This window comes from Thermotoga profunda AZM34c06, assembly GCF_000828675.1.
Classification (GTDB): Bacteria; Thermotogota; Thermotogae; order Thermotogales; family DSM-5069; genus Pseudothermotoga_B; species Pseudothermotoga_B profunda.
Map to the genome: position 1 here is coordinate 649,825 of NZ_AP014510.1, position 18,283 is coordinate 668,107.

Annotated in this window: 20 protein-coding genes and 1 tRNA gene; 7 read left to right on the plus strand and 14 right to left on the minus strand. The window is 38.5% G+C overall.

The window, feature by feature from the left end; all coding sequences use genetic code 11:
* Positions 1-10: 10 nt before the first annotated feature.
* From queA to TSP02S_RS03160, 14 genes are all read right to left on the minus strand, one after another.
* A complete protein-coding gene (gene queA / locus TSP02S_RS03095) occupies positions 11-1,000 on the minus strand; it encodes a tRNA preQ1(34) S-adenosylmethionine ribosyltransferase-isomerase QueA (protein ID WP_041081786.1) in 990 nt (329 codons plus the stop codon).
* Positions 997-1,914: a hypothetical protein gene (locus TSP02S_RS03100; protein ID WP_232503753.1), complete on the minus strand. Its 918-nt coding sequence runs from the start codon at positions 1,912-1,914 to the stop codon at positions 997-999. The genes queA and TSP02S_RS03100 overlap by 4 nt, the downstream gene beginning before the upstream one ends.
* Before the next feature lie 29 nt (positions 1,915-1,943).
* Positions 1,944-3,236, minus strand: a complete 1,293-nt coding sequence (locus tag TSP02S_RS03105; protein WP_041081790.1) for a DUF5693 family protein — start codon at positions 3,234-3,236, stop codon at positions 1,944-1,946.
* Entirely contained in the window at positions 3,205-4,461 is a 1,257-nt protein-coding gene (locus TSP02S_RS03110) for a hypothetical protein (RefSeq protein WP_041081792.1), read from the minus strand. Before TSP02S_RS03110 ends, TSP02S_RS03105 begins: the two co-directional genes overlap by 32 nt.
* Positions 4,458-5,330, minus strand: a complete 873-nt coding sequence (locus TSP02S_RS03115) for an RluA family pseudouridine synthase (RefSeq protein WP_041081794.1) — start codon at positions 5,328-5,330, stop codon at positions 4,458-4,460. The genes TSP02S_RS03110 and TSP02S_RS03115 overlap by 4 nt, the downstream gene beginning before the upstream one ends.
* 4 nt (positions 5,331-5,334) lie before the next feature.
* Positions 5,335-5,784 (minus strand): SsrA-binding protein SmpB, encoded by a 450-nt coding sequence (smpB, locus tag TSP02S_RS10960; RefSeq protein WP_041081795.1) that lies wholly within the window; start codon positions 5,782-5,784, stop codon positions 5,335-5,337.
* A 12-nt stretch (positions 5,785-5,796) separates the two neighbouring features.
* Positions 5,797-6,123 carry a YraN family protein gene (locus tag TSP02S_RS10965; RefSeq protein ID WP_041081797.1) on the minus strand — a complete coding sequence of 109 codons (327 nt, stop codon included), beginning with the start codon at positions 6,121-6,123 and terminating at the stop codon, positions 5,797-5,799.
* Positions 6,116-6,406, minus strand: a complete 291-nt coding sequence (gene gatC, locus TSP02S_RS03130; protein ID WP_041081799.1) for an Asp-tRNA(Asn)/Glu-tRNA(Gln) amidotransferase subunit GatC — start codon at positions 6,404-6,406, stop codon at positions 6,116-6,118. Before gatC ends, TSP02S_RS10965 begins: the two co-directional genes overlap by 8 nt.
* Entirely contained in the window at positions 6,399-6,620 is a 222-nt protein-coding gene (gene csrA / locus TSP02S_RS03135) for a carbon storage regulator CsrA (protein WP_041084059.1), read from the minus strand. Before csrA ends, gatC begins: the two co-directional genes overlap by 8 nt.
* A 2-nt stretch (positions 6,621-6,622) precedes the next feature.
* A complete protein-coding gene (fliW, locus tag TSP02S_RS03140; RefSeq protein ID WP_041081800.1) occupies positions 6,623-7,093 on the minus strand; it encodes a flagellar assembly protein FliW in 471 nt (156 codons plus the stop codon).
* A 21-nt stretch (positions 7,094-7,114) separates the two neighbouring features.
* Positions 7,115-8,005 (minus strand): flagellar hook-associated protein FlgL, encoded by an 891-nt coding sequence (gene flgL, locus TSP02S_RS03145; RefSeq protein ID WP_041081802.1) that lies wholly within the window; start codon positions 8,003-8,005, stop codon positions 7,115-7,117.
* Between the two features lie 5 nt (positions 8,006-8,010).
* Positions 8,011-10,590, minus strand: a complete 2,580-nt coding sequence (flgK, locus tag TSP02S_RS03150) for a flagellar hook-associated protein FlgK (RefSeq protein WP_041081804.1) — start codon at positions 10,588-10,590, stop codon at positions 8,011-8,013.
* 81 nt (positions 10,591-10,671) lie between these two features.
* Positions 10,672-11,133: a flagellar export chaperone FlgN gene (flgN, locus tag TSP02S_RS03155; RefSeq protein ID WP_041081805.1), complete on the minus strand. Its 462-nt coding sequence runs from the start codon at positions 11,131-11,133 to the stop codon at positions 10,672-10,674.
* Positions 11,134-11,135: 2 nt separating this feature from the next.
* Positions 11,136-11,402: a flagellar biosynthesis anti-sigma factor FlgM gene (locus TSP02S_RS03160; RefSeq protein WP_041081807.1), complete on the minus strand. Its 267-nt coding sequence runs from the start codon at positions 11,400-11,402 to the stop codon at positions 11,136-11,138.
* 31 nt (positions 11,403-11,433) lie between these two features.
* Here TSP02S_RS03160 and TSP02S_RS03165 point away from each other — a divergent pair, with 31 nt between their 5' ends.
* The 7 genes from TSP02S_RS03165 to TSP02S_RS03195 all read left to right on the plus strand — a co-directional run bounded on the left by TSP02S_RS03165 (position 11,434) and on the right by TSP02S_RS03195 (position 18,260).
* The gene (locus TSP02S_RS03165) at positions 11,434-12,225 is read left to right on the plus strand and encodes an energy-coupling factor transporter transmembrane component T family protein (protein WP_082025886.1); all 792 of its coding nucleotides are present in this window, start codon (positions 11,434-11,436) and stop codon (positions 12,223-12,225) included.
* A 46-nt stretch (positions 12,226-12,271) separates the two neighbouring features.
* Entirely contained in the window at positions 12,272-13,252 is a 981-nt protein-coding gene (locus TSP02S_RS03170; RefSeq protein ID WP_232503790.1) for a BMP family lipoprotein, read from the plus strand.
* 33 nt (positions 13,253-13,285) lie between these two features.
* On the plus strand, positions 13,286-14,782 hold the full coding sequence (locus tag TSP02S_RS03175; protein ID WP_041084060.1) for an ABC transporter ATP-binding protein: 1,497 nt from the start codon (positions 13,286-13,288) through the stop codon (positions 14,780-14,782).
* Complete coding sequence (locus TSP02S_RS03180; RefSeq protein WP_041081812.1) at positions 14,779-15,834, plus strand: ABC transporter permease; 1,056 nt, start codon at positions 14,779-14,781, stop codon at positions 15,832-15,834. The genes TSP02S_RS03175 and TSP02S_RS03180 overlap by 4 nt, the downstream gene beginning before the upstream one ends.
* Positions 15,827-16,720 carry an ABC transporter permease gene (locus TSP02S_RS03185; RefSeq protein ID WP_041081814.1) on the plus strand — a complete coding sequence of 298 codons (894 nt, stop codon included), beginning with the start codon at positions 15,827-15,829 and terminating at the stop codon, positions 16,718-16,720. The genes TSP02S_RS03180 and TSP02S_RS03185 overlap by 8 nt, the downstream gene beginning before the upstream one ends.
* A gap of 5 nt (positions 16,721-16,725) precedes the next feature.
* Positions 16,726-18,102 carry an ADP-ribosylglycohydrolase family protein gene (locus TSP02S_RS03190; protein WP_041084061.1) on the plus strand — a complete coding sequence of 459 codons (1,377 nt, stop codon included), beginning with the start codon at positions 16,726-16,728 and terminating at the stop codon, positions 18,100-18,102.
* Positions 18,103-18,184: 82 nt separating this feature from the next.
* Positions 18,185-18,260 (plus strand) — tRNA-Thr (locus TSP02S_RS03195).
* The last annotated feature ends 23 nt before the right edge of the window (positions 18,261-18,283 follow it).

The window sequence follows — 18,283 nt, forward strand, 5'->3', positions numbered from 1 at the left end:
AACCACCTTTTTAAAGTATCAGCATTGCGTCACCAAAAGAATAGAAACGATATCTTTCCTTAATTGCTTCACGATAAGCTTGCATTGTGAAATCATGTCCTGCGAATGCACTCACCAACATCAACAAAGTCGACTTTGGGAGATGAAAATTGGTTACCATAGCATCGATTAATTTGAATTCAAAAGGAGGATATATGTATAACGACGTTTCTCCATCGGTATTGCCATCTATTGCATATTGCTCAAGTGCACGGACCACGGTTGTCCCAACGGCTATTACTCTTGCCTTCATTTGCTTAGTATATTTTATCAAATCTACAGTTTGAGGGGGTATGTGATAAGTTTCTGCATGTATTTTGTGTTGAGTTATATCTTGTGTTTTAACTGGTCTGAATGTTCCAATTCCAACATGTAATGTGATTTCTGCGATGTTTATTCCGAGGTTTTTTATTTGATTTATTAATTCCTCGGTGAAATGAAGTCCAGCCGTTGGCGCCGCGACGGCACCATCTACTTTCGCATATACTGTTTGATATCTGTCAAGAGATACCTTACTGTGAATATACGGTGGAAGCGGTGTGTTACCTTTGCTGAGAATTTTCTCGTCTGTCACGTTGAATTTGAGAATTCGTGTCCCTTGCTGTGTTTTTTCTATGCAAATTGCCATAAAATCATCAAAAAATAACTCATCTCCGGGTTTAACTTTTTTACCGGGCTTTACCATACATTCCCATAAAGATTCATTTATCTTCCTGAGCAAGAAAACTTCTATAACAGATTCATTTTTCTTTGCAAACAATCTGGCTGGTATGACACGCGTGTTGTTGAGTACTAAAAGATCATTTGGTCTCAAATAGTCAATGATTTGCCGAAAAATTCGGTGTTCTATTGTTTTAGTCTTTCTGTGTAGGATCATCAATCTTGACATATCTCTTGGTTCAATGGGTGTTTGCGCTATCAATTCTTCAGGTAATTCGTAGTCGAAATCTGATAACTTCATTCGAAAAACCTCCTTGGGTCGATTCTTGGTATTGTCGTGTTCCATTGTCTGAACCTGTCACTGCTCACAACAACGGCATCTTTCTCCTTAGCAAGCCGCAGTATGAGTTCATCTGCCGGTGAATACAAAAATACCGATGGACTCTCAAACCAAGTCGAATAATCTTTCTCTTCAACAAGGTGAATTATATTTTTGTCAAAGACTATCCAGAATGGATAGTAAAATGGATCGTTCTCCGCTATCTTTTCCAATACAAATTCCAGATCTGAGAATCTCTTTCTGAACATGAATATATTGTTTCCATCAAGGACTATACCTTGTTTAGCTTTACGTATCAATGCTGCTTTGACGTATGCATGACATCTCAATTTTGAAATCAACTCAGCACGCTCGACCACATTCAAATCTAAATAAAGCTCTTTGTATGATTCTATTTCTGAGCAGTTTTGCAAAGTTATATCGTTGATTTCGCTGGCAAGCCATTCCATGTCGCTTTCATCGGTAGTCATCAACGCAGCCTGTAACTCGATGAAATCCTTAAGCATAGATTCTTTCAATATTTTTCGTGCATTCTGTATGAACAAAATCAAATCATTTTCTTTGATCAACGAAATCATCTCGTCGGTCGGAGGTGGATAAAAAGATGGTTTGACCCAGAACGGGATTTCAAGGCATTCAAAGGCTGGTACGGAAAATTCTTTGGATAGATTCTCCAATTTCTTGATTAATGGAAAGCCTTTTTCAAAAAATCTCAAAAGACCGTTTTGTAAAAGATCCAATTTTCTTTCCTTCAAAGATCTTTTCAATGGTCCTATCAGATTATCGATAAAGGTTTGTGCATCTTCCCTTGACCAACTCTTGAGTTTTCCAATCAGGTGAATGATATTATCCTTTTTTATTTGAAGCCTACGCACTCTAATTAAATAATTGGAATCGTAGATATTCAGGACCATCTCAAACGCCTCACGATATAATAAGCGATATAGCCAAGCAGAATCGAGAAGACCGATCTATAGAGTGAGACAACGAGAGGTGTCTTTATGTGGCAGAATGTATTGAAAGTCGATACCAGTGCTATGGAACCGAGTATTTCGAGCACGAAGTTCCATTTGAAGTTTATAAATCTAAGAGAAATGAAATATACAGGATAGAATAATACTTCTTTGAATCTTGGCCTGACCCAAAGTAGACCTTCAATAAGATCTCTTAATTTTCTTTCCATATCCGGAACGAATGCGATATTTCCCGATCTGGAAATATAATAGAACCCAAAAAAACCACCAGCAACAAGAAGGTATGGTATATATCTCTTAAGCCACTTCCAATGTCTTATAAGAATTATTATCACTAAGGTAGCAGGGAGTGCTATCAGTGATAATTTCACGCCCCTGAATTGATCTAAATCGTTCATATGGTTGAAGTCCGATAATGTTGCATAGGTCAGTAGACCTAAAAGAAGATAGAACAGAGGAAGCAATTCTCTCTTTCGGATTGAGAAATGAAGTGTTACCGTTGCCATTATCGAAGCCACCGAAACAGAGATAGAAAAACCAAATGGTAGCGCTGCTATGGAAGGCAATACGGCTACTATTTTATAAGATGTTAATGCAAACAAAATTGCGAGAAATGGAATAAAACGCAGTGCCTGGAAATCTTTTTGTGGCATTGGGGAAGGTACAGGTTTTCCAAATTGCCTTTCCAATTTTTCCAGAACTGTTTGCATATTCACATTGTTTAAAGGTTGTATCCAAAGTAGATCAATGCTTCTTTCCAAAATTGCCCTGCGCAATCTGTAATATATCATCGTTTCATCAAGACCGAGTTTGTCGACTTCTTCTTGTCTGACTGTGTGAACCCGAAAGATGAGATCTTTCAGAGATCTCTGGCTTGCCAATCTTTTTGCAAAAGGAAGGCTCTCGTTGAATTCAAGTATTCCAACAAAGATTTTGTATCTATCAATATCCTGAATATAACTTGCTGGATCTATTTGGCTGAAATCGCCTTTGAAGATGACATACTTCATATAATCTTCCAATTTCTCTCCTGGCTCAATGACCCAAACGATTTCATCATTTTGTAGTACGATTCTTTTATCATCCAAAGTAAAACCCACGCTGTAATTCATAGCTTTTCTGTCGCTGTTGATTCTCACAGGTATGAAGAATATGAGATAAGTAATGGAAATCAATAGAAACAACCAACTACTAATACGTTTCAATCGTGTAACCATATCCATCTGTTATCACCTTTGCCGATACATCTTTCGCCATCCACCATTTTATGTATGGTGAAATGAAACTGAATCCCAGAATATTTATATACAACTCTTGTTGCTTGACAATTATCCCACTTTTACTCAATTCGCGATTACTGGTTATTTGCAGAATGGCGTACGATTTATTTTCAAAACTGTCCTGTGCTATTGCAACTATTGTATGATCTTTGTCAGAAAGGCTCAATAAACCTTTTGTAATTTCAAGGCTTTGACCGTCGAGAAATACCTGAACAGTACAAGCAGTCATGTCCTTCACAGAAGTAGAAAATTCAAAGATACCTGGGGCTTTTTGAGAAACATCAATATCAAGAGTAGGACAAGTGCTGTCCTGGACAGTTGCTTTGACGAGTTTTATCTGATCTGGTTGAATTTGTAGAAAGGTGAAGGTACCTGGGATCATCAAAGGATCAGAGTCTAACCCACTCAAAGAGATAAAATTTTCATTCAACTGTTCTCCAATTTCAAAGATTTCCTGTGTTCTGAAGCTCTTCTGGTTTGAAACAGATACCTCGAAATTATACAATTTACCGTTGATTTGCGCACCAATCAAATGTTCACCCACGGGAAAAGTACCACAGATGTCTTTGTAATGTGCCCCATCGATAACCCATTCGATCGAGGTTGGTTCACTTTTGTAAATTGGTATAATCGCTCCACCAAAGCCAGGATAACTCGTAATAACCCAATCTACATCCAAAACAGGTGGTTCAAGTGAATACTTTCCTGGTTTGGTGATCTTCGACAGGTCATAATCAACAAAGCGCGGTAGAAATTCCTTGATCTTTTCTCTGTCAAATTCGAATATTACAACGTGATCAGAATAAACTTCTATGGGATATCTGTCTATTGTCACTTGAATCTGTATGCCTGATTTGAATAATTCAACGAGTTTTTCATATACAAAATCCGGGACAACTACATCGGTCATCACAACACCAATTGTTTTTCCAGACGATGTAACCAAGAAATCTTGTTTGGGAAGTGGAATATATTCGACAGAAATCTTTGGAGGTATGTAATGTTCAACTATATAATCTTTGAGACTAATCTGAGTATTAACCTGAAAGGTGAATACCATTTCTACTTTATCGTTAAAAAAAAGATATCCAGTTTTATCGTAGGTGTTCATGAGTAACTCTTGAGAAAAGCACAAACACGCAATAAGCAGGAATGGGAGGACTTTCACTGCCTGAGCCTCCTCAGGACTTCCTCCAAATCCTCACCGAGAGGAGCCTTGATCTGCAACTTTCCAGGTTCCGATGGGTTAGTGAAACTAACACGTATGCAGTGAAGGAATTGTCTCCTCAGGCCATATCTTTGCCTGTACAGTGCGTTTATTGCTTTGTCTCCATAGAGAGTGTCTCCAATCACTGGGTTCCCGATCGAAGCAAAATGCCTTCTTATTTGATGAGTACGGCCAGTGTGAAGAATCACACTCACAAGTGTCGCATCGTGGAAATTTTCCAGAGTCCTGTACTCGGTAATTGCCTCTGAATTATCAAGTGGGGTATCTATTATTCCAGAATTTTTCAATCTTCCACGAACAAGTGATATGTATTCCTTTTCAACAAGTCTCTCTTTGAACATTCGACTCAATGTTCTGGCGGTGCGTAAATTTTTTGCCACTATCAACACACCAGATGTATCTCTGTCAAGTCTATGCACCAGATGTGGTTGAAAGCCTTCTTTGTTTCCATAAAAGATTAATCCTTGGATTAACGTAGTACTTTTAGTCCTATCACCAGGATGTAATGCTATACCTGCTTTCTTGTTCAAGATCAGTATATTTTCATCTTCATAAAGAACATCGAGCTTCAAGGGAACGGGAACGACTTCGTTTGATCTTCTTTTGTAAATGGAAAGATCAACCAGTACGTCGATTTTGTCTCCCGCATCGATTTCATAATGGGGTTTTCTGACGACCTTATCGTTTACCAGGATTTTACCGGTACGTATGAACTTGTATATCTCGGAAAGCGGGACGTTTTTTAACTGATTTCTGAGAAATTTGTCGATCCTTCTGTACTGATTGTTCTCTTGCACTAAGAATTCCAATTTTCTATCTTCCTCCATATTTCATGAAAGATTTGATTTTCTTATCGATTTCCTTTTTCTTTATTTCCTCACGCTTGTCATACTGTTTTCTACCCTTTGCCAATGCTACCTCAATTTTAGCGATGCCTTTATCGTTGAAATAAATCTTGGTCGGTATGAGAGTTAAACCAGTTGTGCTGAGTTTACCAGTCAGTTTTTTAATCTCTTTCTTATGAAGTAGGAGTTTCCTTGGTCTTTCTGGGTCATGGTTGAACCTGTTCGCAAATCTGTAGGGACTGATGTGCAAGTTCAGAAGATATATTTCACCATCTTTAATGCGGCAGAAAGAGTCCTTAAAGGACACATTTTTCTCTCTGAGTGATTTCACTTCCGTACCTTTCAATTCTATTCCGGCTTCGTATGTTTCTAATATCTCATAGTCCCGTGCTTTTTTGTTGATGGCAACTATTTGCAGAAAAATTCCTCCTTATGGCTGTACACCTTCAAAATGTTCTATACCCTTTTCAGTTACTTCTATCACATCTATTCTATACCCAGAGTACTCTTGGGGATTATTCATGATGTAGTCATTTGCAGCGAGTTGAATGTTTTGCATTTTTCTAAGGTCTACTCTTGTTCTTGGTAGGTAATCACTCAATCCGCTCTTAACCTCAACAAAAACGAGGTATTTTCTATACCTCGCTATGATGTCTATTTCGCCAAACCTGGTTCTGTAATTGCGTTCCAGTATCTTGAAACCCTTTCGACGTAGGTATGAAACTGCTCTCTCTTCTGCTTGTTTCCAGTTAAGCATGTATCCCCGGAACAACTATATGTCCCGACCGCTCTTTTGGAAAATTGGATTTTATCAGATCTACACAATCTGATTCCCTGGCGATATCTTCGCGCAATTCAACAGGATTCTCTATTGGTGTATACATTGGTTCAGTAAGGCTCACATTTACTTCATTCAAAAGTTCCATGTAAGCGAGAATCTCACGCATATCTTTCTCGATAGATTTACGTTGTTCAGGTGTCAATTCAATAGCTGCCAAAGCTTCGAGATGTTTTATCAAAGTTTCATCGATCTTAATCACCCGGTATCACTCCTTTGAGGTTGTCGACATTTGTCTGAGCTGCGATTTTGTTTTCCTGCACGATCTTTTGATATATTTCAGACCTGTATATTTTAACATATAAAGGAGCACTGATACCGATCTTCACCTCTGCTCCTTCTATCTTCAATATTTTGATTTCTATATCATCACCAACCATGAAACTTTCACCAATTTTTCTGGATATGACTAACAGAATCATCCACTCCCTGTCTTGCTATTTTCAATTATCTTTTTGCTTTTTTCCACCTCGTCTTTAACAAGATGTCTTACTGAGTAATTGCTCTCCTCCTGGATGATCTGTTTGGCTTTTCTGTTTTTTAAGTTTACCACAATTGGGGCAAGTAAGTTGATCGTAGCCTGACTTGGATCATCCTTTATCGTCAATATCGCCCAGATGTTGAGATCTGATTGATTTTCGATATTCAGTTCTTGGATATCTAAATGAGAAAGATTCAGCGAATAATCTACACACACAATCCATGGATTCACAATAGGAAATGCCACAAATTCATTTTCTAAAGACACAAGCCAATGGATTGGATTATCACTTTCGCGAGCCAAGAGTATGAATTTTCTCAGGTTTGGAAAACCCGGTATACCATTTTCAAAAGTAATAATCTGGTCGTCGTTGATATCCATATCACCGAATTTGGTTTTGTATAACATTTTCAGTCACCTCTTAATTATTCAATCGATAAAATCGACCAATGTCGCGGTCAGAACATTCGCAGCTGACTTTAAAGCAGCCGTTAAAGCAGCTTGTTGTGTTGATAGGTCTGTCAAAACTTTTGGTAGGTCTGTATCTATTTGATTTGAGATATATTCATTCATGAAGGTGTCTAAATCGTCTATTCTCGAAGAGACCATCTCGACCATTTTTTGATTCGCTCCAACTTGAGCTAAACTCTTGGCAACAGAATCTTCAAGCAAATCCAAACTCATTAGAGAACCCTTAGCAAGCATCTGTTGATCGTTATTTTCAAGTGCATTCACTGTCATATCGATCAATTTGAATACGCTAACACCGCTTTTTGTCAAGAAGACGTCATTAACCGTTAGACCGTAATTGATTTTATAGCCAAGCACATTCACAAAACGAGACTTTGCAGAATCAGGATTGAGTACGATATTGCCATCTTCATCCACCGGTGCCTTGTTGCTTTCATAACCACCAAATACGTAATCGGTACCAACTTGGGTATTTGCTATTTGGATGAGATGATCTTTGATTTCCTGGATTTCTTTGGATATAGCCTGTCTTTGGTCTGCGGTGAGAACTCCGTTGGCACTCTGGACGATCAACTCTCTGAGTCTTTGATAAACACTGCTGACTTCTTGAAGAGAAGCATCATAGGATTGGAGAATATTTTGAGCATAATCTACGTTTCCTTTGTATTGTTCGAGTTCTCGTAATCGGCTTTCAATCTTGGCTGCTCTTGTCGCAACAACGGCATTATCGCTCGGGTATCTGACCATCTTACCAGAGGAGAGTTGATCATGGAGTTTTGCGATTCTCTTAATACTGCCTTGGATGTTGTTCAAAACCCTGTCACTTATCATCTTATCTGTGATTCTCATTTAAATCACCTTCCCACTACTCCCATGTTGTCTATTACCCTACCAATCATTTCATCTATACTTGTGATTACCCTTGCTGCAGCATTGAAAGCATGTTGATATTTGATCATGTTTGTCATCTCTTCGTCTAAGGAAACTCCCTTTATACTTTCCCTTGATTGGTCTATCTCGCTTCTGAGAAGTTCGGTATTACTCTTGAGATTTGAAGCTGTCTCGGATTCAACACCCAACTCCGCAATGATTCCAGTCATAAACTCATAAAAGCTTTCCTTACCATCAGCCAAAAGAGTTTCATATCTGGATGAAGATATCAGATTCATTATCTGTGTGTTGCTCTCACCTGTTGGTAAGAAACTAACGGCATTCCACGTAGTATTTGCTAAGGTCTTTCCAATATCGACTGCGAGAGACTCAGCATTGCTCAAAAGCGCATTTGAAACTGACCATTGATCAACAAAAAAGTAAGGTTCATAACTCTCGCGCTTATCGACGGTTAAAAGTTCGCTCAAAGATAGCCTGTCTCTAACAGTTTCAAAATCTTCATTTCTCGATATGAGTGTGTAATTGGTTGTCCAATCGGCATTGAAATTTGTTGGATCATTATTTGTATCTATGAAACCAAGGGCTTCGAACAATCCCTGCGGTCCAGTTATGTTGAACGATTTCAGATCGAATTCGTAACTACGGCCGGCTCTCAGTACGAATGCGCCGTGTGGGGTTAAGTCTGCGACAATACCTGTACTTGCGGAATTTATTTTAGTTACGAAATCCTGCAATGTATCTACAGTGGGATCGACGTGAATAGATGTGTTATTTATCACAAGATCAAAGCCCATCGTTGGGTCGAAATTGGTTGTGCCTGCAAAGATGTTTTCCAATGTTTCAGACACATCAAGTGCGGAATATGTAATCTTATTTGCCTGTGCCTGTACGAGAAAACCACCTTCATCTGTAATACTGATTCTATCGATATTGAATTCGAGATTACTGTTCGGAATGAGTACAAGCGTGTTGTTTGTAATCGCTGCTTTTATATTTATCAACTGTGAATTGATTTGATCTACTAAATCATTCAAAGTTGTTGATCCATCTATTGTCAAATCAAGTGTCTCTGTGAGTTTACTGCCATCGGCAAGGGTCTCTTGAAATGACAGTGTATAGTTACCGGACTCAATTTTTGATAGATCGGATATTGTCAATAATTGAAGTTCTTTTGTCTTGAACCCCATTCTTGTCAAGACATTACCGTTGTCAATTACCAGGGCATCTCTTAAATTAATTGTGCTGTCAAAATAGAGCCTGTAAGTTGTATTAATCCCGTCTGAGCTGTGTTGTCCCACATTCAAGGAAAGCCATGTACTTGATAGGTTCAAGATCAGATCTTGTACCATACTTCCATTGCTCACGGTCACCGATGTTGTATTACTACCATCAAAAAGTGTCAGTTCTCCATCCGAAGTGAAGGTGATATTCTCAAGCTGTGAGATATCTGAGTAACCTGTCAAACCTGTTGCGTAATAGATAGGACCATTCATCATCTTTCTGCTTCCAAGAATTCGATATATGGCAGGATCATCTGCACTATATGTTGAGGTTATGGGATTAAAGAGATTCAAACCAGTGATATTACCGGAAGAATCAAAACCTTCTCTGTGTATGAGATTCAATTTATCACTAAGGGTGAGTGCAAATTCATCAAGATAGCTCATGTACTTGACTATGGTATTATCTCTGAGATCGAGTAGGGCTTTAATCTTTCCATCGGCTACTGTTACCCTTGAATTTCCAACAAAGAGTTCATAAAAACCTTTTGCATAAGGTCTTTCGAGCGCTCTTATTTCTGTTTGGACAGAGCCTGATAACACAACCTGATCTCCAAACATCAATATCGTCTGGCCATCTTTTGTCTCATAATGAGAGATATTTGCATATTGAGAAAGTTCGTCCAAAATTCTGTCACGTTCATCGAGTAGATCATTTGGAGTTGATTTTAAAGCAGTTGCTATCCGCACTTGTTCGTTGATCTTTGCAAGATTAGCGACGAGTGAATTGACTTTATCAACCGTTTGAGATATTTCATTATTTATATCTTCTCTGAGTTGTTGAAGTCGAAGGTAAAAATCTTTTATGTTGGTTACCATTTGCTGAGCAGAAGTTACGAATTCTCTTTTGGCTGCTACATTGGTAGGATCGGTTATTATTTCTTCTGCCGTTGACATGAAGTAATCATACAAACTGGTGATCCCAGATTCGCTCGATCCTGTGAGAAGTTGCTCGATATAATGGAGATTCGAATAGGTTGTATCAAAATAGGTGTACCTATTGGTGACTTGTCTGTACTGGAGATCGAGAAAAAGATCTCTGACCCGCTGAATATCCTTTACCTGTGAGCCGGTACCGATTGTCAAAATATTGGAAAATTGTAAAGTCAAAGGTGGTGTTGTGACGATAATAGGTCTTTGTCGTGAGTATCCTTCTGTACTGGCATTTGCAATGTTGTGACCCACGACATTCATTGCAAGCTTGTGTGTGTAAATACCTAAAAGAGCTGTGTTCAAAGAACCAAAGAGACTGAGGTTTGCCAATTCATTTTTCCTCCTTCTCTTGATTTTTCTACCGATTGATTTTACAGTCCTAAATGATTATCGTCACAAACAAGAACAAGATTAGCTTTCTACTTCAAATCGGTGGGATGCATCTTTTCTCAAAGAGGCTTTTTCATTGTATGTGGGAGATTCCTGAGGATTTAAGAGTTTTATCAAAACGTCCATATAACGAAGCTGAAAATCTGATAATTGTTTAAGTCTTTCAATCTCAAATGCCATATTGTTCAATTGCTCAGTTACTTTGAAGAGTTTTTCCAAAAGTAAGCCACCCGTGGTTTTTGCAAAATTGTAGAAAGATAAATCCTGGGGCAGGTTCATGGTGGTTTTCAAATTTTGGAAGATATCTTTTCTTTTCTCGTCTATATTTTCAAAAATATGCAACATCTCTTCCAAATTACTTATCGTCGAGGAAAGTTGTGATATATTTTTTGATATCACAGCCTGCTCATGCTCTTTTAAGATATTGTTTATTTGCAACAACAAATTTTCCTCTTGAGAGAGGATATCGATTAACTCATTCATATTCAGAGCTCTCTGAGTATGTGCTTTGCCACGCGCTCGGGATCTATATTATAAATGTTTTGTTCAATCGCTTTTTTGATCTCTTCAACAAATTTCTCTCTGACTTCCGGTGCTTCTTTCGCACCTTTTATGAGTTCTGCGATATTTATAAAGGTACCAGATCTCTCTGTTGAGGCTAAGGACTCAGATTTTGTCTTCTTTTCTGTTTTTTCAACACTACTGGGTTGTTGGAAGGGAACCGGGCCACCAACCTTACCTATTTCCTGCATTTGTTAACCCTCCTTTTGTATAATCGTCAATATGAGAGAAAACTTTAGTGGAGGTGTTGTTTCACTGTACAGAAATATCGGTAGATATGTTGAAAATGACTCATTCATTCACAAAAGTACCTGTTTATCAAAACTCTTACTGATATTATGCACCACATTGAGTGTATTTATCACCAGCAACTATTTTTATTTTACCATATTAATAACTATGCTGTGGTGTTTGGCCATTCTTTCAAAAGTACGCCTTTCGTATTTTCTCAGAGATATTCAAAGTGCGTGGTTTCTAATGTTACTCGCTTTTTTATTTCAAATTATCTATGGCGTCAATTTGCATGTTCTTGAAACTGCCATTACAAATGTTCTGAGAATTTTCTCTATAATCTTTGTTGTATCGGTGTTCACAAGATCAACCAGACCAACTGAAATATCCCATTGTCTGGAAAAGTTACTCAGACTGTTTGGATTCAACGATAGAAAAGCAAGGGATTTTTCAATCACTGTGATTTTGGTTTTGAGATTTTTCCCATTGATGATGAACGAAATAGATCGAATTCGAGTTTCGCAAACATTGAGAGGTGTGGATATATCCCAAGGTGGAATTATAAAGAGATTATCGAGTTTGACATCGATAATCATACCAGTTGTCGTTTCGACTATTAACAGAGCAGAACAACTTGCATTGGCAATGGATGCCAGAAGATATGGTTTGTTCGAAAAAACGAGTAGTTATTATGACATAAAATTGAAAACCGCCGATGTTCTAATTATTATTCTGTCAACGTTACTGATTTGTTTTGCGTTGATATTTCGATTGATTCGTTGAGTCAAGATATGAGAAAATTAATTTGGGAGGTGTTATTGTGCGAAAGATGTTTCTTGTATTGTTAATTGTCATAGGAATATCGATCTTGGGAGCACCGAAGAAAGTGGCATATGTCATCAATGGCTCTTTGGGTGATCAGTCTTTTTATGATTCTGGATATGCTGGAATTCAACAATTAGAAAAAGATTTTGGTGCCCAGACAAGGGTAATCGAGTGCAATTTCGATCCATCACTGTATTATCCGAGTTTGACAACTGCGGCTCAGTGGGCAGATGTGATATTTGTTATCTCATACGGTTTTGAGGAAGAATTGAAAGAGATCGCCATGAAATTCCCAAATAAGGTATGGGTTAATATCGACACGGTTGTCCAAGACGAGAAAGGTATTATTTCAAGTGTTGATTACAGAGAAGAAGAAGGGGCATTTCTTGCAGGTGCAGTAGCTGCGATGGTGACGACCATGACACAACTGCCTGGTATAAACCCGCAGAAGATCATAGGCGCAGTAGGTGGAGACGATGATATAGTCATAAGATCTTTTGTCTACGGTTATGAACAGGGTGCAAAGTACATCGACCCAGAAGTTCAGATCAAAGTTATATACGTGGGTACTTGGGATGATCCAGCCAAAGGTAAGCAAGCGGCACTTCAATTGTATGCCCAAGGGGCCGATGTGGTCTTTCAAATCGCTGCTCTGACTGGTTTTGGTGTTTTGCAAGCTGCACAAGAAGTTGGCAAGTATGCTATAGGGGTTGATTCAAATCAAAATCCATTGGTTCCTGGTCATGTCATAACGAGTGATTTGAAAGAAGTCGGTAAATCCATTTACAGAATATTCAAAATGATTTTGGATGGAACATTTGAAAAAGGCAAGATATACAGTTTTGGTGTCAAGGAAGAGGCTGTAGGTTTGGCAGTGGATGAATACACCAGGAAAATCCTTCCACAGGAAGTAGTGGAAAAAATATTGAAATTACAGGAAATGGTAGCTAATGGCACAATATTAGTCAAACCATACGTACCATGATCTGTGGAGGTTTGTAGTTTGGTATATATTCAGATGAAGAAAATATACAAGATTTATCCACCAAATGTAGTTGCACTCAATCGAGTGGATCTCTCACTCGAAAAAGGGGAGATCCACTCGATCATTGGTGAGAACGGTGCAGGTAAATCAACGTTAATGCGAATTCTTTATGGAATGATCAAGCCTTCCTCTGGTGAAATAATAGTTGATGGAAAAAGAGTTCAGATATCAACACCATCGGAAGCTATAAAACTTGGTATAGGAATGGTTCATCAAGAATTCATGTTGATACCATCATTCACAGTCTTTGAAAATGTAATTCTTGGTCAAGAAATATCAACTTTTGGATTCATTAACAAGAAAAAAGCAGCAGAGAGCGTACAAGAAATCATTGATAAATATGGGTTCAAAATAGATTCAAATTCACCTGTGTCTCAATTGTCAGTAGCAGGACAACAAAAGGTGGAAATAATAAAACAACTTTATAGGAAAGCAGATGTTCTTATACTTGACGAACCGACTGCTGTGCTAACACCCCAGGAAAGCGATGAGCTTTTTAGACAGATTTTGGAGTTGAAGAATAAAGGAAAAACAATAGTCTTCATAAGTCACAAACTCGATGAGGTATTGAAGATCTCTGATAGAATAACTGTCTTAAGAAAGGGTCAAAACATCGCAACGATTGAAAATAAAAACGTGAGTGCAGTTGAACTTTCAAAGATGATGATCGGTAGGCCTGTATTTTCAGAGATCAAGAAAGAAAAGTCACAACCAAAAAAGCAAGTTCTTCTGGTGAAAGGTTTGTCTATCAAGTCGAAAAAGACCAACAAAGAACTTTTGAGTGATGTGAATTTGTCGGTGAGGGCTGGTGAAATCGTTGGTATAGCCGGTATTGAGGGAAATGGTCAGTATGAACTCGTTCAAAGTATCATCGGTACGATAAAACCCGATAGTGGCACAATAATCGTCAATGATGTTGATGTGACATATCTTCCAATAAGAGAAAGAAGAAAACTCATCTGTTATGTTCCGCAGGATAGAAAATACATCGGTCTTGCTCTCAAGGCAAATATACTCGAAAATTTGATCATGACACATCATTTGAAAAAAGAATTTAAGAAGGGTTTGTTGTCAATAGATTTTAAGAAAGCTCGTTCCCACGCAAAGTATATAACCGAACGATTTGAGATTGTTCATAGGAGTTTAGATGAGCAGCCAATGGTGTTGTCTGGGGGCAATCAGCAAAAAATAGTTGTTGCAAGAGAATTTTCGCTTGGATATGATTTGATCGTACTCGATCAACCAACACGTGGTTTGGATGTTGCTTCTACAGAATATATTAGACATTTGATATTGCAAATGAGAGATGCCAATAAAGGCATTTTGCTTGTTTCAGCAGATCTCGATGAACTGATACAATTATCTGACAGGATCTATGTTATTAGGAATGGAAAGATCGTAGCGCACCTTGATCCAAGCAAAACCGATATTCATACAATTGGGAATTACATGTTGGGGGCAGTAAGTTGAAGATATTTCAAAGAATTGCAGTGTCAATTATTTCTATAATATCTGCTTTTATAATCTGTGCTGTCTTAATCAAGATACAAAACAATTCACCTATAGACACATATAAAGCGTTATATACGTATGGTTTAGGATCGTGGTTCTCCTTTTCTTCCACTCTGAACACGGCAACACCACTGATCTTTACTGGTATCTCGGCTGCCGTTGCTTTTGCTTCTGGTGTGGTCAACCTTGGACAACACGGTCAACTTCTAATGGGAGCCATAATAACTGCTATACTCGGAGTTTACCTGAATCTACCAAGCTCAATTGGAATATCGGTTTTGGTAATTATTGGAGGTCTTGTAGGTGCATTATGGGCTGGTATTGCGGCTATACTCAAGAGATTTTACAAAATGGATGAGTTCATATCGACGTTGATGTTGAATTTCATTGCAGAGTATTTTACCGTTTATCTTGCAACCTATCCTTTTTTGGATAAAAAAGCTTATGTTCCGGCGACAAGACTCATAAAGCGTATTTATTTTATGCCGGACGTTAATGGTTTGAATTTTGCTTTCTTTGTTGCCGTATTCACCATCTTGATCTCATACTGGTATATCAAAAAGACATGGCATGGTTATGAATTCAGGATGATGGGATACAATTTTAATTTTGCAAAAGTGGGTGGTTGCTCTGTTGAATCAAATACAACACTTGTCTTGCTTTTCACAGGATTTCTCTCTGGCCTTGCTGGATCCCTGCTAATTCTTGGTGGTACACAACATCGATTTATGAAAGGCATAGGAGCAAATTTCGGCTGGGATGGTGTGATGATAGCAATCATTGCGAACAACAGTGTGATTGAGACATTTTTTTACAGTCTTTTCTTTGGTGTTTTGAAAAATGGTGCTATTGGAATGGAATTTGAAACATCAGTTCCATCGGAATTCATTTTGTTTATGGAAGCGGTAATTGTTTTGGCAGTTGTTGGTACGAGAAGTGCCGTTGAGCATTATACACAGTGGATGAGATCTATGGCAAAACTGAGGAAGGTTGTGTCTAAAAATGACTGAATTGGTTTTACACATGTTTAGAGCCACATTGAGTAGCGCAACTCCCATTATGCTTGCTGCTCTGGGCGGTATGTTTACATATTACGCTAATATCTTCAACATCGCCATGGAAGGTATGATGCTCACAGGTGCTTTTTTTGCGGTTTATGGCAGTTATTTCTTTGGTAGTTGGGTTATAGGGATAGTCTTCGCGTTACTCAGTGGTCTATTCATGGCTGGACTGTTTGCGTTCTTTGCGATATATCTGCGTTGTGATGAGTTCATAACGGGCATAGGAATAAATATGCTTGCATTGGGGTGGACAACTTACGCACTGAGAAGTACCTTTAAAGTTAAAGGAGCACTTATATCACCCAAGATCGTACCTCTACCAAAATGGAATATACCGTTTTTGGATCGCTTAGGTTCTGTTGGAAACATTTTTTCTGGACATCCATTTCTACTTTATTTGGCTTTCATATCAGTATTCATTCTGGAAATATTGATCTTCAACAGCAAATTTGGTTTACACCTGAGAGCAACAGGTGAAGATCCAGAGACTTCAAGATCGGCTGGTATCAACCCAATTAAGGTCAAATTGGTTGCAACTGTATTGTGTGGATTGTTATCTGCTTTGTCTGGTGTATATCTTTCTTTGGGTTATGTCACACTATTTAGTGAGAACATGTCAAATGGTCGTGGTTGGATTTCTTTAGCCATAATCATACTCGTAAAGGGAAGACCATTAGCGATACTCGGATTGTCACTGATTTTTGGATTGTTTGAAAGTGTCGGACTGATATTGCAACATTATAAACTGGCACCACAATTTGCCGCGATGGTTCCTTACATAGCTACTCTGTTTGTCCTTTATTTCTATGGAAAAGAAAAAAGGAAGCAGGGGTGATGATTTTGAAGGCATGGGAATATGAAGCGCAGATGAGAGTCAACGCAGAACCATCGTTGGATGAAAAAGGTTCGTGGACAGAATCGATTGATCTTGGTATTTTTCCCAGAAAGTTGGTTGAATTATTTTGGAAAAGTCGTGTTCCCGGGTCAAAGGCACCAGAATGTCTGGTAGCTGGAGCGATACAGTCAGTCGAAAACATGGGTAGAGATGTTCAAAAAGCAGAGTCGCTCTTTGAAGATGGTTTACAGCTTCTCCATCATGGCCATATAGATCAGTTAAAACCTATCACCAGTTTGATATTCAAAAATCTCAGAGAAGCACCCATTGATAAAGATCATCCTTATCACAAATACAATAGACCACTGGACTGGGAAACCATATCAAAGGATTTTCCAGAAGATCAAACAAGGCAAAAAGTCTATTTTCACGACAAAATACTCGGTGGATGGCTTGGACAGATCGCCGGTGCTTCAATGGGAACGAGATTCGAAGGTTATAGAGGAGAAGTACTCGAAAAATCTTTTGGGAACGATTTGGGTTATTACATTGGAACGCCAGATACGTACAACGATGACATAACTTATGAGATAGCATTTTTGCAAGCATTGAAAGAAAACGATGTGCTAACGTCAGACAAAATTGCATTGAAATGGCTTGAGTTAATTCCATTCGGTTGGAGTGCCGAATACATTGCACTGGAAAATCTAAAGATGGGGATCTTCCCACCAGAATCTGGTTGGTTTAACAATCCATTTCAAGAATGGATAGGCGCTCAGATGAGATGTATGGTTCATGGTTTAGTGTGTCCTGGACAACCAAGAAAGGCTGCTTATCTCGCTTATCTTGATTCCTGCATTTCACATTCGGGGAATGGAGTATACGGTGGGATACACAGCGCGGTCATGACTTCACTTGCTTTCGTTCAAGATAATGTGAGAAAACTCGTTGAAGAATCTATAAAATACGTCCCGAAAAACACTGAGTTTGAACACATCTTAATCGATATCATAGAAAAATGTAAGAAGAATAATTCATGGCGATATGTCAGGTCGTTGATAGAAGAGAATTTCAAGAAGTACAACTGGATACATTTGTATCCCAATCTTTGTTGTGTTATAACCTCTCTATGGTATGGCGAAGGTGATTTCGATGAAACCATGCGTATAGTTTCCGCCTTGGGATATGACGTCGATTGTAATGCTGGTGAGGTAGGAACGATCCTTGGTGTGATGAAAGGAGCGCGTGAACTACCGGATAGATGGATATCGCCACTCGGTGATGTCCTGTATACTTATGTTAATGGCTTTGAGAAAGTTAGGATCACAGACCTTGCACAATTCACAGCAGAAATGGTGTCAAAGATAGATATTATTCAGTGATTCAAAGGTTAAATGGTCTGCCACAAACTTGATTTTTCAATGTGCTGACTGTATAATTTTATTGCAAAGCACGTCTATGTGAGCCAGCGTAGCTCAATCGGCAGAGCGGCGCATTCGTAATGCGTAGGTCGGGGGTTCGAATCCCTTCGCTGGCTCCATATTTTTATTTAGAAGGTGTTGA

Bases quoted from the DNA above. Each gene is read 5' to 3' on its own strand.
- queA (WP_041081786.1), bottom strand. From the start codon at position 1,000: ATGAAGTTATCAGATTTCGACTACGAATTACCTGAAGAATTGATAGCG.
- TSP02S_RS03105 (WP_041081790.1), bottom strand. From the start codon at position 3,236: ATGGATATGGTTACACGATTGAAACGTATTAGTAGTTGGTTGTTTCTA.
- TSP02S_RS10965 (WP_041081797.1), bottom strand. From the start codon at position 6,123: ATGCTTAACTGGAAACAAGCAGAAGAGAGAGCAGTTTCATACCTACGT.
- fliW (WP_041081800.1), bottom strand. From the start codon at position 7,093: ATGTTATACAAAACCAAATTCGGTGATATGGATATCAACGACGACCAG.
- flgL (WP_041081802.1), bottom strand. From the start codon at position 8,005: ATGAGAATCACAGATAAGATGATAAGTGACAGGGTTTTGAACAACATC.
- flgN (WP_041081805.1), bottom strand. From the start codon at position 11,133: ATGAATGAGTTAATCGATATCCTCTCTCAAGAGGAAAATTTGTTGTTG.
- TSP02S_RS03160 (WP_041081807.1), bottom strand. From the start codon at position 11,402: ATGCAGGAAATAGGTAAGGTTGGTGGCCCGGTTCCCTTCCAACAACCC.
- TSP02S_RS03165 (WP_082025886.1), top strand. From the start codon at position 11,434: ATGAGAGAAAACTTTAGTGGAGGTGTTGTTTCACTGTACAGAAATATC.
- TSP02S_RS03170 (WP_232503790.1), top strand. From the start codon at position 12,272: ATGTTTCTTGTATTGTTAATTGTCATAGGAATATCGATCTTGGGAGCA.
- TSP02S_RS03175 (WP_041084060.1), top strand. From the start codon at position 13,286: ATGAAGAAAATATACAAGATTTATCCACCAAATGTAGTTGCACTCAAT.
- TSP02S_RS03185 (WP_041081814.1), top strand. From the start codon at position 15,827: ATGACTGAATTGGTTTTACACATGTTTAGAGCCACATTGAGTAGCGCA.